This is a genomic window from Streptomyces sp. NBC_01717 (genome assembly GCF_036248255.1).
Taxonomy (GTDB): domain Bacteria; phylum Actinomycetota; class Actinomycetes; order Streptomycetales; family Streptomycetaceae; genus Streptomyces.
In genome coordinates, this window is record NZ_CP109178.1 from 4,448,609 (window position 1) to 4,462,374 (window position 13,766).

A 13,766-nucleotide genomic window follows, 5' to 3' on the forward strand; every position below is an offset into this window, starting at 1 on the left:
GCGCCGACGCCCGTCAGCGCACCAGGGCGCGCTGTGCGTCGTGCAGGTTCGGCGGCCACACCGCTTCCGGTGTGCCGTACGCCTCCAGCCGCGTGTGCAGGTCGCCGGTGAAGTCCGGGACGTCGATCTGGTCGAACTCCGTCACCTCGCTGACGCCGACCGTCGCGCTGTACGGGGCGAGCCCGTCGATCCGCATCAGGCCGGCCCGCCCGTTGGTGACCCGGATGTTCCAGTGCGTGAAGCGGGCGCCGAAGAGCGGTCCCGCGCTCGCGTCGCCGCCGTGCCGGCCGTTGTTGTTCACCGTGATGTCGGTGCGGACGTTGGCGAACGGCATCCCGCGGTGCGAGTCGAACGTCCCCATCTCCATCTCGCCGCGCGACCAGACGTTGTAGCTGGACAGCCCCTCGACGTTGATGCCGTGCAGCTGCGTCCCCGCGGGCGCCGGGACGGTGCGCTGAGCGATCGTGAAGTCCTCGATCAGGTTGTCGTGCGAACCCTCACGGCAGTAGTACGGGTGGTGGGAGCCGCGGCCCTCGACCCGTGTGCCGCGCAGGGTGCAGGCGGACGCGCCGATCAGCCCGAAGCCGTTGTCGACGTGGCGGACGGTGATGTCGTCCGCCCAGCAGTCGTACGCGCACTGGAAGGCGACCCCGTTGTATCCCTTGTCGAGCAGATGCAGCGACTGCGGGGTCTCGACCGCCTCGAGGGTGAGGCCCTCGACGCCGGAGCCGGTCAGCGGGGTGGCGAGCGTGGTCAGGCGCGGGTCCCACTCGGGGCGGACATCCAGCGGGAGCGGACGCTCCAGGGTGACCTTGTGCCCGTGTACGGCGGTGATGCGGACCGGCCACTCGTAGGGAACGTACGAGGTCAGCTTGGTCTTGTCGTCCCAGTAGTACTCCTCAGGGCCGGGGCCGCCGCCCGCCATGTGCTCCAGGAGGGTGTGGTCGGCGTCGTCGGCGAGGCGGAGCAGGACGAGCCCGCCGCGCTTCAGCTGCTTCGTGGACTCGACGGTGATCGACCGGTCGCCGCGGCGGGCGGCTGCGACCGTCGTCAGGGTCTGCCACTCGTCGCGCTTGTTGCCGGTCCAGCCCTCGAAGGGCCAGGCCTTCGCCTTGATGGCGTCGGTGAGCGAGGTCCAACGGTCCTCGGGGCAGAGCCAGATGAGGCCGCCGGCCCAGGACCAGCTGGACTTGTCGCCGCCGTAGCGGCTGCCGTACACGCCGATCAGCTCGGTGAGGTTCTTGGTCGCGTACAGCTTCGTACGTCCGCTGCCCGCACCGCGCACCACCACATTGCTGTGGCCGATCCGGATGATGTCGTCGATGCGGTACGTGCCTGCGGGAATGAGCACCGTGCCACCGCCACGCTCTCCGGCAGCGGCGATGGCACGGTTGATCGCGGGGGCGGCGTCGGCGGAGCCGTCCGGTTCGGCGCCGTAGTGCAGGACGTTGGCGACGACTTTGCGGTGCCGGGGGAGGTCGGAGCCACCCCGGTAGCCGGCCCGGCCGATGAACGGAACCTGGGCGTGGGTGAAGGGGGTGGCGGCGAACTCGCGCCAGAGGGGGGTGACGCCGCCCGAGGCGTGGCCGCCCTGCGCGCCCTGCGTGGCCGCCCGGGCGGTGCCCGCGCCGATCACGCCGGTCGCCGCGGCTGCGGCCACGGCCACCGCGCTGCCGAGCAGTCCACGTCTGCTGATGTTCCCCACAGAAGCCATCGAACCGACCCGCCTTTCATACATGTGAACGACGTTCATGTTTGCGTCGGCGGTGAGCATGCCACGGCGCGACGGCGCAGCGAAAGAGTCGTGCGCCGCCGAATTGGGTGGACCGAGAAGGTCAGTTGGCGGGGCGCTGGGTCAGATGCGTGAACGCGTCCAGATTCCGCGTGGACTCGCCGCGCGACACCCGCCACGCGTACTCCTTGCGGATCGCGCTCGCGAAGCCCAGCTCCAGCAGTGTGTTGAAGGAGCCGTCGGCCGCTTCGAGGACGACGCCGAGCAGCCGGTCCAGCTCCTCGGGGGTGACCACGGAGAGCGGCAGCCGGCCGACGAGATAGATGTCGCCGAGCCGGTCGATCGCGTAACTCACGCCGAAGAGCCGCAGGTTGCGCTCCAGCAGCCAGCGGTGGACCGCCGCGTCGTTCTCGTCCGGGTGGCGGATGACGAACGCGTTGAGGGAGAGCGAGTGCGCGCCGACGATGAGGGAGCAGGTGGTGGACAGCTTGCGGGTGCCGGGCAGCTTCACGACGTAGCTGCCGGACTCGGGGCTCTCCCACTCGAGCTCGGCGTCCTTCAACGTCGCCTCGATGACCTGCGCGGTTGCCGCTGCGGCGGATACGTCAGCCATGGGGTGAGCGTACGTCAGCCGGGATGCACGCATGGGCGCGGGCGCGGGTCGCGTGGGTCTGCCGTGGCGCTCGCGCACCTCGGCCATGGGCTCGCGCCTGCTTCAGCCTTGGTGCACGCGTACGCGACGGCGGTGCTCGTGAAGGGCGGCCGTGTAGACGTCGGCGGTCGCGGACGCCGCCGTGTCCCAGCCGAAGCCCTGCGCATGCGCGGCGGCCGCCGCACCCATCCTGGCGACGAGTTCCGGCGACTCGGCGAATCGGGCCAGCTGCTGCGCGTACGCCTGCGGGTCGTGCCCGGGGATCAGGAAGCCGCTCGCCCCGTCCCGTACCGCCACCGGCAGTCCGCCGACGGCAGCCGCGACCACCGGGGTGCCGGCCGCCTGCGCCTCGATGGCGACCAGGCCGAACGATTCGCTGTACGAGGGCATGACCAGCACGGACGCCGCCCGGAACCAGTCGGCGAGCTGGTCCTGCCCGACCGGCGGGTGAAACCGTACGACATCCGCGATCCCGAGCCGCGCCGCCAGCTTCTGCAGGCCCTCCGGCTTGGCGAGCCCGCTGCCGCTGGGGCCGCCGACCACCGGTACGACCATCCGGGTCCGCAGCGACGGATCGCGGTCCAGCAGCACGGCCACCGCGCGCAGCAGCACATCGGGGGCCTTCAGCGGCTGGATACGGCCGGCGAAGAGCGGGACGAAGGCGTCCTGGGGCAGTCCGAGGCGGGCCCGGGCGGCGGCCCGGCCGTCGGCGGGGCGGAAGCGTTCCAGGTTGACCCCGGGGTGGACGACGGCGACGGCCGCCGGATCGGCCTCGTAGAAGCGGACGAGCTCGTCCGCCTCCTCCGCGGTGTTCGCGATCAGCCGGTCGGCGGCGCTGACGATCTGGGTCTCGCCGATGACCCGGGCGGCCGGCTCGGGGGTGTCACCCTCGGCGAGCGCCGCGTTCTTCACCTTCGCCATGGTGTGCATGGCGTGCACGAGGGGGACGCCCCATCGCTGCGCGGCGAGCCAGCCGACATGGCCGGAGAGCCAGTAGTGGGAGTGGACCAGGTCGTAGTAGCCCGGGCGCTGGCCGGCCCAGGCCTGCATCACCCCGTGGGTGAAGGCGCAGAGCTGGGCGGGCAGGTCCTCCTTGGCCAGACCTTCGTACGGCCCCGCGTCGACGTGCCGCACCAGGACGCCGGGCGCCAGTTCGACCGCCGGAGGCAGGGCGCCGGTGGTGGCCCGGGTGAATATCTCCACCTCGATGTTGATCGCGGCGAGCCGTTTGGCCAGCTCCACGATGTAGACGTTCATGCCGCCCGCGTCGCCCGTACCCGGCTGGTGAAGCGGGGAGGTGTGCACGGAGAGCATCGCGATGCGCCGCGGTTTGCGGTGACTGCCGGGGAAGGCACCGGGAAACCTCAGGCGTGGCGCCATGCGGTTGCTGCCGAGCCGAGAGACGTACTGGCTCACGTCGTCCGGTCCTCCTCGCTCGGGGCATGACACTGAAGGGGCATGCGCCCCCTCGGACCCTGAAACAGCGGAACGCCTCCTTTCATTTCCGCTTCCGTTTCCGTTTTGCCAAATCATTACGATCAGCTACGGCGCGTCACCGCGGCCCGCCCGGGTCCGCGGGATCGTTAGGCTCGCTGTCATGCGCCCCATCGGCACCGCGACCCGCGGGACCACCAACCCGAACCGGCTCCGCCGCATGGACCGCTGGATCGCCGCCACGCACGGCCCCGCCCTGCGCCGCTCCGACGCCCCCGTCGCGGTCGACCTCGGATACGGCGCCGCCCCCTGGACCGCCGTCGAGCTGCTGCAACGCCTGCGCACCGCCGAGCCGCGCACCGCGGTCGTCGGCATCGAGATCGACCCGGACCGGGTCGCGGCAGCGAAGCCGTACGAGCGCGAGGGCCTCACCTTCGTCCACGGCGGCTTCGAGATCCCGCTGCCCGGCCGCCCCGCCCTCATCCGGGCGGCGAACGTGCTGCGCCAGTACGACGAGGGTGAGGTCGCCGCGGTCTGGCGGCGGCTTTGCGCCCGGCTCGCCCCCGACGGGCTTCTGGTGGAGGGCACCTGCGACGAGATCGGACGGCGCCATGTGTGGGTGGCGCTCGGCCCGGAAGGCCCGCGCACGGTCACGTTCGCAACCCGCCTCGGCTCCCTCGACCGCCCCTCCGACCTCGCGGAACGCCTCCCCAAGGCGCTGATCCACCGCAATGTGCCGGGCGAACCGGTCCACGCGTTCCTGCGCGACTTCGACCGGGCGTGGGCCGCAGCGGCTCCGTACGCCTCACTGGGCGCGCGGCAGCGCTGGATCACCGCGGTGCGCACGCTGTCGGGGGACTGGCCGCTGACGGACGGGGTACGACGGTGGCGGCAGGGCGAAGTCACGGTGGAATGGTCGGCGTTGCGGCCCGAGCGGTAGCCGGACAAGCGCGCAGCGGTGGCCCGACGGGCGCCGAGCGACGGCCCAACAGGCGCTGAACAGGTGCGGTCCGGGGCGCAACCGGGAACACGGACGCGACGCCGTTCGTCCGGGATGAAGGGGAATGCCTCTGTTGCTTTTCGGTACGGCATGGCACGATCGCGACGCCACGAAAAGTTACTGACGGTAAATCAGATCCGCTCGGAGGGGGAGCTTGTGAACCGACGTCACTGTGCCGCTGCCGCGATCACTCTGGTCTGCGCTCTGGCCGTACTGACCGTGCCGACCCAGGCCTTCGCCACACCCGCACCACCCTCTCCCTCCCACTCCTCCTCCCCCACCGCACCGGCAGGTCCACAGGGGAAGAGCCTCGAAGAGGTACGCGAGGAGATCGACGCCCTCTACCGCAAGGCCGGGGCGGCCACCGACGCGTACAACCTCGCCGAGGAGCAGGCGAAGAAGCAGTCCGGCGAGATCGTCAAGCTGGCGCAGGCGATCGTCGCGGGACAGGCGAAGATCGCCGACCTCAAGAGCCGGGCGGGTGCCCAGGCCCGCGAGCAGTACCGCACCGGCGGGCTGCCGCCGGGCGCGCAGATGATGCTCAGCGACGACCCGCGGCTGTTCATGGACGGTGTGAACAAGGTCTGGCAGGGCCAGCAGGCCGCCAAGGGGGTCCTCGGCGAACTCACCAGGACCCAGCAGGACTTGGAGGCGTACACCAAGGACGCGAGCAGCAACTGGAAGAAGCTCGAGGCCAATCGCCTCAAACAGGCCAAGGCCAAGAAGCGGATCAACGGGCAGATCGCGGCGGCGAAGAAGCTGGAATCACAGCTGGAGAAGGAGGAGCGGGCACGCCTTCTCGAACTGGAGCAGGAGGCGGAGTACAAGGCGCAGACCGCCTGGCTCGGCTCCGGCGCGCTCAAGGAGATCAACCGCGAGGCGAGCGCCCGCGGAAAGAAGGCGGTGGCCTTCGCGACGGCCCAGATCGGCAAGCCGTACGTCTGGGGGGCCGAGGGCCCCGGATCGTACGACTGCTCGGGCCTGACGTCCCAGGCGTGGGCGGCGGCGGGACGGCCGATCCCGCGCACCTCGCAGGAGCAGTGGCGGCAGCTGCCGCACATCGCCGTCAAGGACATGCGCCCCGGCGACCTGATCATCTACCACGGTGACGCCAGCCATGTGGGGATGTACATCGGCGACGGTGCCATCGTGCACGCACCGCGCCCGGGGCGGAACGTGACACTCGCGGGGGCGGGCTCGATGGAGATCCTCGGGGTGGTTCGCCCGGACCGGTGACCGGGCCACGCCGTACGGACCCGGGCCGCCGCGCGCGAGTGACCCGGACCACGCGCTCGCCCCGCCGCGCCGTGAGGCACGCCACCCGCACCCATACCGCAGGGGTGATGTTCGTCATGACCCTCGGACCGCCCAGGGGTGCGGATTTCTCGCCGGATCCGTGACGGGACGCGGCTTATGGCTCCGCATATGCCAGCGGTCGGATGACATTCGCCATTCCGTTCGCATGTCCAGTACCGCTATGGTCCCGGTCTGGTGGGTCGTCGATCGTCGTTCCGCCGCGCCCTCGGGGGGAGGGAAGGAAACCGAACCTATGCCCGTACCCGTACCGCAGCAGCGTGTCGCTCCCACCTCGGAGGCCACCCACGTCGCCCACCTCACCCTCCTGGTGATCGAGGACGACCCGGCGGGCACCTTCACCGTCCCGGAGCTCCCTGCCGCGGCCGGCACCCGGGTCCGCATCCGGACCGCCCGCAATCTGACCGAGGCGGGACGGCTCCTCACGGACGACGTCGACTGCATCCTGCTGGACCTGGCCCTGCCGCCCAGCAGCGAGGCTCGCGTCGACGAGGGTGCCGAGGGGCCCGCGGAGCTCGCCACCCTCAAGCACGTCCTGCGGGTCGCACCGCGCCACGCCGTCCTCGCGCTCACCGCGGAGGACGACACCGAGCTGGCCGCCGAGGCGGTTCGCGTCGGCGCCCAGGACTACCTCTTCCGCGGCGAGCTCGACGGGCGGCTGCTGACGCGCGCCATCCGCTACGCCGTCGAACGCAAACGCGCCGACGTCGCGCAGCACCAGCTCACCGAGTCGAAACTGCGCGCCCAGGAGAACGCCCGGCTGGAACGCGGCCTGCTGCCCACCCCGCTGCTGCAGGGCTCCGATCTGCGGTTCGCCGCCCGCTACCGCCCCGGCCGCAGCCGTGCGCTGCTCGGCGGGGACTTCTACGACACGGTCCGTACTCCCGACGGCACCGTCCACGCGATGATCGGTGACGTCTGCGGCCACGGCCCGGACGAGGCGGCGCTCGGTGTCGAACTGCGCATAGCGTGGCGGGCGTTGACGCTGGCAGGGCTCTGCGGGGACGAACTGCTCTCCACGCTCCAGCAGGTTCTGGAGCACGAACGGGAGAGCGAGGAGATCTTCGCGACGCTCTGCACCGTCGACATCACCCCCGACGGCCGACGCGCCGGGCTCTGCCTGGCGGGCCACCCCGCCCCGCTGATCACTCGCCACGGACGGGCCGCTCAGCTGCTCCCGTACGAGGACGGCGGCCCGGCGCTGGGCCTGCTGCCGCACGCCCGCTGGCCGCGCCGCCAGGTCGAACTGGGCGGGTCGTGGAGCCTGATGATGTACACGGACGGGCTGATCGAGGGTCGCGTCGGGCCGACCGGAACGCAGCGGCTCGGCCAGGAGGGCATGGTCGCGATGATCAACCGCCAGCTGACGGAGGGGCTCAGCGGCGAGGCGTTGCTGGAGGCGGCCGTCGCCGAGGTGCGCGAGCTGAACGGCGGCGAACTCACCGACGACGTCGCGGTCCTGCTGCTCGACCGCGACCGGAGCACCGACCGGAGCCGCAATGGTGATCGGGGCCGGAGCGCGTCCCTTCCGCGCCCCCGCCCCGGATCGGCGTCACCCGTGAGCGCTCAGCGCCCGCCGTTGTAGGGCCCGTACGGGCCGTCGCTGCTGGAACCACCGCGCCGGCCGCCGCCGCCACCGGAGACCGCCTTCAGCGCGGGCCGTACGTCGACCATGAAGACGATCGACGCGACCGCGCCCGCAAGCTGCAGGAACAGCATCGGCACGAAGAGGTTCACGGCAACGGTGATGCCGAGAATGATCAGCCAGAAGGACTTCTTCTGCTTGTCCGCGGCGCGGTACGCATCCTCGCGGGCCGTCGCGGCCAGGAACAGCGCGACCACGGCCAGGACGAGCATGATCAGGTAGAGCAGCCAGACAAGTGTGCTGAACCCCGTGAGCAACATGGTGTGCACCGCCTAATGAATGGATGAGCGCCTCGCCGCCAAGGTACCGGGACAACGAGCCGGCCACCCCGAAAGGTGCCCGGCCCGCGCCCCGGTACACATCGGCCGCGGCGCTACTTGGCGGTCGGCGGCGTGGTCTTCTTCGCTACGGGCTTGCGCACGGGCGTCGGCGCCTTCTTGGCGGGCGTGCCGGGGGTCCGGGTCTCCGCCTTGGCGGCGCTCTTCGGCTCGCTCTTCGCGGCAGGCGCCGGCTTCGGCTTCGGCTCGGACTCCCGCCGCGGCTCGACCACGACGGCGATCTCCACAAGATCCTCGGCGGTCTCGCCACGCCACGTCTTCACGGTCTGCTCGCCGCGCTCGGCGACCTTCTCGTACGTCTCCCGGGCCCGGACCGCGTACTCCGCGGCCACACCCAAGCTCCGCAGCGCCAGGTCCTGAGCGGACTCGCCGAGCTTCTTCAGATCGGTGTCGAGCGAACCGAGCACCTCGGTGACCTTGGCCTGCACGGTGGCCTGCGCCTCCTTGGCCTGCGTGGTCACCTTCTCCTGCACGGCCCGCGGGTCGGCGTTGCGCACAGCCTCGAACCGCTCGGGCGCCTCGGCCCGCAGCTGCTCGATCAGCGCCGGGACCTTCCGCGCCTGCTCGACGGCGAGGTCGGCCGTACCGGCGGCGAAGTAGAGAGGGGTCGGGTCGGTGAGGGTCTTACGCAGGTCATCGGTGATGGCCATGACTGTGGTCCTCCCGGATCATCAGACTCAGTTTGAGGGTGGTGAAGGCTTTGAAGCTGTATCGGCATCTGTGCCGTCGGCGCTGAGGCCGGATTCGTCATCGGTGTCGCCGGAGCCGGATTCGAACCCGTTCTCCTTGCGGAAGGAGTCGTAGATCTGCAGCAGCACGTTCTTCTGCCGCTCGTTTATGGACGGATCGGCCAGGATGACCGCCCGGGTCTCCAGCTCCTCCCGCTCCCGCTCGTCCAGAATCCCGGCCCGCACATAGAGGGTCTCCGCGGAGATCCGCAGCGCCTTGGCGACCTGCTGCAGCACCTCGGCGCTCGGCTTGCGCAGCCCGCGTTCGATCTGGCTGAGATACGGATTGGACACCCCGGCGGCATCGGCGAGCTGCCGCAGCGAGAGCTGCGCAGTGCGGCGCTGCTCGCGCAGGTACTCGCCGAGATTGCCGACGTTGAGTGATGCCATACCTCGATAGTGCGCCATCACCGCTAACTATTGCAAGCACGTGCTTGCAATAGTGTTCCACATCACGGTACGTGACCGAGTGACCCCGAGTGTCGTATGCGCCGTTGGCATCGGCGGCCGGCTTCCGGCCGGGGTCGAACGCAGCGCGCCGGATCTCGGCACCGAGTGCGGGGATCCCGTCGTGCGTCGCGAAACAGGTGCCCGGACCGATCAGGATTCGAGAAGCGCGGACCCCCGGGCCGCAGTTAGCGTGACCGCGCGGAGGTGGTTCCGGTGGTTCTCCTTCTCTTGCGGGCTGGGCCCGGTCAAGACGAACGGCCAACGGAGAAATCACCGTCCGAGGCGATCGGGCTGCCGATCGCCGGACAAACCCGACCGGACCCACGACTTCAGGAGTGACCATGACCGGCTCTTCCACCCAGGGCATCAAGACCGTGCTGCACCCCGTTTCCGACCTGGCGGCGGCCAAGAAGGTGTACGCCGCCCTGCTCGGCGTACCGCCGCAGGCCGACGAGTCCTACTACGTCGGCTTCGAGGCCGCGGGCCAGCACATCGGGCTGGTGCCGGGCGGTGGACCGCAGGGCATGACCTCACCGGTGGCCTACTGGCACGTGCCGGACATCGAGGCGAAGCTCGCCGAGGTGACCGCCGCGGGTGCCACCGTGCAGGAGCCCGCTCACGATGTCGGTGGCGGCCGGCTGGTGGCCACCGTCACCGACCCCGACGGCAACGTCCTCGGGCTGCTTCAGGACCGATGAGCGCCGACTGAGTACCGGCCCCCGCTCCCGCGCCCTGGTCCACCCGCGAGGTGTCCTTGATCGGGAGTGGAGTCGAGGTCCTCGGGATCGACGGCCCGAGAGGCAGGAGCGGGGGGGCCGGTTCACCGCGCACACCGGCCTCGGCCCGCGTGCGCCGGCCACCCTGCACCTCGTTCCGCATCGCCCCGCGTGCCGCCGGCTGGTCCGACACGTCGGCGGGCGGGACGCGTCGCCTGGAACTCGAGGTTCCACGGGCCGAAGCAAAAGAGAACCGGACGTACTGCTCGAACTTTGGTTGGATCGAGCCAGGCGACACCGACGGAGACCGCGAAGGCGGGCCCGCCCGACAGATGGAGACACCATGAGCCCGGCCAAGAGGAAGAACACGCAGTCGCCTGCGCCGCACGCTGCCGACAGCCACGATCTGCTCCGCGTGCACGGTGCGCGCGTGAACAATCTCAAGGACGTCAGCATCGAGATCCCCAAGCGCCGCCTGACGGTTTTCACCGGCGTCTCCGGCTCGGGCAAGAGCTCGCTGGTGTTCAGCACCATCGCCGCGGAGTCGCAGCGGATGATCAACGAGACCTACAGCGCCTTCGTGCAGGGCTTCATGCCGACGCTGGCGCGGCCGGAGGTCGACGTACTCGAAGGGCTGACGACCGCGATCATCGTCGACCAGCAGCGGATGGGAGCCGACCCCCGCTCCACCGTCGGTACCGCCACCGACGCCAACGCGATGCTGCGCATCCTCTTCAGCCGGCTCGGCAAGCCGCACATCGGCCCGCCCAGCGCGTACTCCTTCAACACCGCCTCGGTCCGGGCGAGCGGTGCGATCACCGTCGAGCGCGGTGCCAAGAAGACGGTGAAGGCGACCTTCAACCGCACCGGCGGCATGTGTACGCGCTGCGAGGGCCGGGGCACGGTCTCCGACATCGACCTCACCCAGCTCTACGACGACTCCAAGTCGCTCGCCGAGGGCGCGTTCACCATCCCCGGCTGGAAGTCGGACAGCCAGTGGACAGTGGGGCTCTACGCCCAGTCGGGCTTCCTCGACCCGCAGAAGCCGATCCGCAGGTTCACCAAGAAGGAGATGCAGGACTTCCTCTACGGCGAGCCGACCAAGGTGAAGGTCAACGGCGTCAACCTCACCTACGAAGGGCTGATCCCCAAGATCCAGAAGTCGTTCCTGTCCAAGGACAAGGAAGCGATGCAGCCGCACATCCGTGCCTTCGTGGAGCGCGCGGTCACCTTCACGACCTGCCCCGAGTGCGACGGCACCCGGCTCAGCGAGGGGGCCAGGTCGTCGAAGATCAAGCGGATCAGCATCGCCGACGCCTGCGCGATGGAGATCCGCGACCTGGCCGAATGGATCCGCGGCCTCGACGAGCCGTCGGTGGCGCCGCTGCTCACCGCAGTGCAGCACACCCTGGACTCGTTCGTGGAGATCGGCCTCGGCTACCTCGCGCTCGACCGGCCGTCGGGCACGCTGTCGGGCGGCGAGGCGCAGCGCGTCAAGATGATCCGCCACCTCGGCTCCTCGCTCACCGACGTCACGTACGTCTTCGACGAGCCCACCATCGGCCTGCACCCCCACGACATCCAGCGCATGAACGACCTGTTGCTGCGACTGCGGGACAAGGGCAACACGGTGCTGGTCGTGGAGCACAAGCCCGAGGCCATCGCGATCGCCGACCACGTCGTCGACCTCGGCCCCGGCGCCGGTACGGCGGGCGGCGCCGTCTGCTTCGAGGGCACCATCGAGGGGTTGCGGGCCAGCGGTACCGTCACCGGCCGTCACCTCGACGACCGGGCCGCCCTCAAGGAGACGGTGCGCAAGTCCACCGGCACGCTGGAGATCCGCGACGCCACCCGGCACAACCTGCAGGGCGTCGACGTCGACATCCCGCTCGGGGTGCTGTGCGTCGTCACCGGCGTCGCCGGCTCCGGCAAGAGCTCACTGATCCATGGCTCCGTCCCCGCATCCGCGGGCGTGGTGTCGGTCGACCAGGCGCCCATCCGCGGCTCGCGACGGAGCAACCCGGCGACGTACACCGGACTGCTCGACCCGATCCGCAAGGCGTTCGCGAAGGTCAACGGCGTGAAGCCGGCCCTGTTCAGCGCCAACTCCGAGGGCGCCTGCCCCAACTGCAACGGCGCCGGCGTCATCTACACCGACCTGGCGATGATGGCCGGTGTGGAGACCCCCTGCGAGGACTGCGAGGGGAAGCGGTTCCAGGCATCGGTCCTCGAATACACCCTCGGCGGCCGCGACATCAGCGAGGTGCTCGCGATGTCGGTGACCGAAGCCGAGGAGTTCTTCGGCGCCGGCGAGGCGCACACGCCGGCCGCGCACAGAATCCTCGACCGGCTCGCCGACGTCGGGCTCGGCTACCTCAGCCTCGGGCAGCCGCTCACCACGCTGTCCGGCGGCGAGCGGCAGCGGCTCAAGCTGGCCACCCACATGGCCGACAGGGGCGGCGTCTACATCCTCGACGAGCCGACCACCGGCCTCCATCTGGCCGACGTCGAGCAGTTGCTCGGCCTGCTCGACCGGCTCGTCGACTCCGGCAAGTCGGTCATCGTCATCGAGCACCACCAGGCGGTGATGGCGCACGCCGACTGGATCATCGACCTCGGCCCCGGCGCCGGTCACGACGGCGGCAAGATCGTTTTCGAGGGCACACCGGCCGACCTCGTCGCCGACCGGTCCACCCTCACCGGTGAACACCTCGCGGACTACGTCGGCGCCTGACCGAGGCCTGGCTGACATCGCCCGGGGCGAAGGAGTTCATGACGCGGTCGGACGAGATGTGGGGCGCCGCGGTTGCCGCCTCGGGCGCGGACGCGGGGGTGGTGACGGCGACGACGGCAGCGACGATCGGGTCCTGCACGGGGGGTAGGTGGGGGCGCCGGGCTCAGGACGCCTGCTCGCCCGCACGCCACTCCGGTGCGAGCACCGACCAGATCTCCTCGTCGTGCCGCTTCCCCCGGTACAGGTAACTTGCCCGCAGCACGCCGTCTCTGGTCATCCCGAGCCGCCGGGCCACGGCGATGCTGGCCTCGTTCGTCGCCGAGACCCACCACTCCACGCGGTGGATGCCCCGCTCCTCGATGGCCCAATCGATGATCACACGCGCGGCCCGGGTCACCAGCCCCCTGCCCACCGCCGACGGCTCCAGCCAGCAGCCCGCTTCGGCGGTGGCCTGCTCGATGTCCATGGTCCGGAGGAGGACCGCGCCGACCAGCTTGCCGCCCGTCCAGATGCCGTGGAGCCGCCCGGCGTCGGCGGCGGCCTTCTCCGCGTACGCCTGGAGGTACGCCCGGCTCGACTCCAGGTCCGTGACGACGTCGGGCAGCGCGTTGTGCTGCCCGATGAACTCCCGCCCTCGGTCGATGTGGGCCAGGAACTCCTCGGCCCGCCACGGCTCGAGCGGGCGCAGCTCGGCGCCGTCGTCGCCCAGGGATATCGCGTACATCGTCACCTTCGACAGTCGGAACCGGCCCATTGCGAGGGGATCTTCCCACGGTCGGCTTCACCGGCGACCCCTCAGTCGGGGCCGGCCGGGATGCGGATGGCCGGGTCGGGCCTCCGGCCGGCCGGCACGACGTCACCGCCCCCTCCGCGTCACGCGGAAACTTGGCCGCACACCCCACCAGGCTTTATTTCAGGGGTAGTTGGAGGTTTATCTACGCGCGGAGCTATGCCTACCGAACGATCATTCGGGCATATCCGGCGAGTTCCTGCACGGCTATTACCGGCCGGTACCCACAGCTG

Annotated in this window: 12 protein-coding genes; 5 read left to right on the forward strand and 7 right to left on the reverse strand. The window is 70.5% G+C overall.

All coding sequences use genetic code 11. The annotated features are described in order from the left end of the window. Positions 1–13: 13 nt before the first annotated feature. The 3 genes from OHB49_RS20120 to mshA all read right to left on the reverse strand — a co-directional run bounded on the left by OHB49_RS20120 (position 14) and on the right by mshA (position 3,800). Positions 14–1,714 (reverse strand): glycosyl hydrolase family 28-related protein, encoded by a 1,701-nt coding sequence (locus OHB49_RS20120; protein WP_329161941.1) that lies wholly within the window; start codon positions 1,712–1,714, stop codon positions 14–16. 121 nt (positions 1,715–1,835) lie between these two features. Continuing rightward, complete coding sequence (locus OHB49_RS20125; protein ID WP_030977795.1) at positions 1,836–2,345, reverse strand: YbjN domain-containing protein; 510 nt, start codon at positions 2,343–2,345, stop codon at positions 1,836–1,838. A gap of 102 nt (positions 2,346–2,447) precedes the next feature. Beyond that, positions 2,448–3,800 (reverse strand): D-inositol-3-phosphate glycosyltransferase, encoded by a 1,353-nt coding sequence (mshA, locus tag OHB49_RS20130; RefSeq protein WP_030977794.1) that lies wholly within the window; start codon positions 3,798–3,800, stop codon positions 2,448–2,450. Between the two features lie 181 nt (positions 3,801–3,981). On the opposite strand from mshA, the gene OHB49_RS20135 reads away from it, so the two are divergent. The 3 genes from OHB49_RS20135 (at position 3,982) to OHB49_RS20145 (ending at position 7,717) form a co-directional block, all read left to right on the forward strand. Beyond that, complete coding sequence (locus OHB49_RS20135) at positions 3,982–4,758, forward strand: class I SAM-dependent methyltransferase (RefSeq protein ID WP_313938469.1); 777 nt, start codon at positions 3,982–3,984, stop codon at positions 4,756–4,758. Between the two features lie 216 nt (positions 4,759–4,974). Continuing rightward, positions 4,975–6,054: a C40 family peptidase gene (locus OHB49_RS20140; protein WP_329161945.1), complete on the forward strand. Its 1,080-nt coding sequence runs from the start codon at positions 4,975–4,977 to the stop codon at positions 6,052–6,054. Positions 6,055–6,367: 313 nt separating this feature from the next. Then, complete coding sequence (locus OHB49_RS20145) at positions 6,368–7,717, forward strand: PP2C family protein-serine/threonine phosphatase (RefSeq protein ID WP_030977791.1); 1,350 nt, start codon at positions 6,368–6,370, stop codon at positions 7,715–7,717. On the opposite strand, the gene OHB49_RS20150 is transcribed toward OHB49_RS20145, so the two are convergent. From OHB49_RS20150 to OHB49_RS20160, 3 genes are all read right to left on the reverse strand, one after another. Continuing rightward, on the reverse strand, positions 7,699–8,037 hold the full coding sequence (locus OHB49_RS20150) for a DUF2516 family protein (protein ID WP_030977789.1): 339 nt from the start codon (positions 8,035–8,037) through the stop codon (positions 7,699–7,701). The two genes, OHB49_RS20145 and OHB49_RS20150, sit on opposite strands and share 19 nt — an antisense overlap. A 113-nt stretch (positions 8,038–8,150) precedes the next feature. Continuing rightward, complete coding sequence (locus OHB49_RS20155) at positions 8,151–8,765, reverse strand: hypothetical protein (RefSeq protein WP_030977787.1); 615 nt, start codon at positions 8,763–8,765, stop codon at positions 8,151–8,153. 27 nt (positions 8,766–8,792) lie between these two features. Next, positions 8,793–9,233: a helix-turn-helix domain-containing protein gene (locus OHB49_RS20160; RefSeq protein WP_030977785.1), complete on the reverse strand. Its 441-nt coding sequence runs from the start codon at positions 9,231–9,233 to the stop codon at positions 8,793–8,795. Between the two features lie 401 nt (positions 9,234–9,634). On the opposite strand from OHB49_RS20160, the gene OHB49_RS20165 reads away from it, so the two are divergent. Both OHB49_RS20165 and OHB49_RS20170 read left to right on the forward strand, forming a co-directional pair. Further along, positions 9,635–9,991 carry a VOC family protein gene (locus tag OHB49_RS20165; RefSeq protein WP_030977783.1) on the forward strand — a complete coding sequence of 119 codons (357 nt, stop codon included), beginning with the start codon at positions 9,635–9,637 and terminating at the stop codon, positions 9,989–9,991. Positions 9,992–10,352: 361 nt separating this feature from the next. Then, on the forward strand, positions 10,353–12,743 hold the full coding sequence (locus OHB49_RS20170) for an excinuclease ABC subunit UvrA (protein ID WP_329161949.1): 2,391 nt from the start codon (positions 10,353–10,355) through the stop codon (positions 12,741–12,743). Between the two features lie 163 nt (positions 12,744–12,906). On the opposite strand, the gene OHB49_RS20175 is transcribed toward OHB49_RS20170, so the two are convergent. Continuing rightward, the gene (locus OHB49_RS20175) at positions 12,907–13,467 is read right to left on the reverse strand and encodes a GNAT family N-acetyltransferase (protein WP_329161950.1); all 561 of its coding nucleotides are present in this window, start codon (positions 13,465–13,467) and stop codon (positions 12,907–12,909) included. Positions 13,468–13,766: the final 299 nt, after the last annotated feature.

Excerpts from the sequence above, each read along its gene's own strand:
- OHB49_RS20120 (WP_329161941.1), bottom strand. The coding sequence starts at position 1,714 with ATGGCTTCTGTGGGGAACATCAGCAGACGTGGACTGCTCGGCAGCGCG.
- OHB49_RS20125 (WP_030977795.1), bottom strand. The coding sequence starts at position 2,345 with ATGGCTGACGTATCCGCCGCAGCGGCAACCGCGCAGGTCATCGAGGCG.
- OHB49_RS20135 (WP_313938469.1), top strand. The coding sequence starts at position 3,982 with ATGCGCCCCATCGGCACCGCGACCCGCGGGACCACCAACCCGAACCGG.
- OHB49_RS20145 (WP_030977791.1), top strand. The coding sequence starts at position 6,368 with ATGCCCGTACCCGTACCGCAGCAGCGTGTCGCTCCCACCTCGGAGGCC.
- OHB49_RS20150 (WP_030977789.1), bottom strand. The coding sequence starts at position 8,037 with ATGTTGCTCACGGGGTTCAGCACACTTGTCTGGCTGCTCTACCTGATC.
- OHB49_RS20155 (WP_030977787.1), bottom strand. The coding sequence starts at position 8,765 with ATGGCCATCACCGATGACCTGCGTAAGACCCTCACCGACCCGACCCCT.
- OHB49_RS20160 (WP_030977785.1), bottom strand. The coding sequence starts at position 9,233 with ATGGCATCACTCAACGTCGGCAATCTCGGCGAGTACCTGCGCGAGCAG.
- OHB49_RS20165 (WP_030977783.1), top strand. The coding sequence starts at position 9,635 with ATGACCGGCTCTTCCACCCAGGGCATCAAGACCGTGCTGCACCCCGTT.
- OHB49_RS20170 (WP_329161949.1), top strand. The coding sequence starts at position 10,353 with ATGAGCCCGGCCAAGAGGAAGAACACGCAGTCGCCTGCGCCGCACGCT.
- OHB49_RS20175 (WP_329161950.1), bottom strand. The coding sequence starts at position 13,467 with ATGTACGCGATATCCCTGGGCGACGACGGCGCCGAGCTGCGCCCGCTC.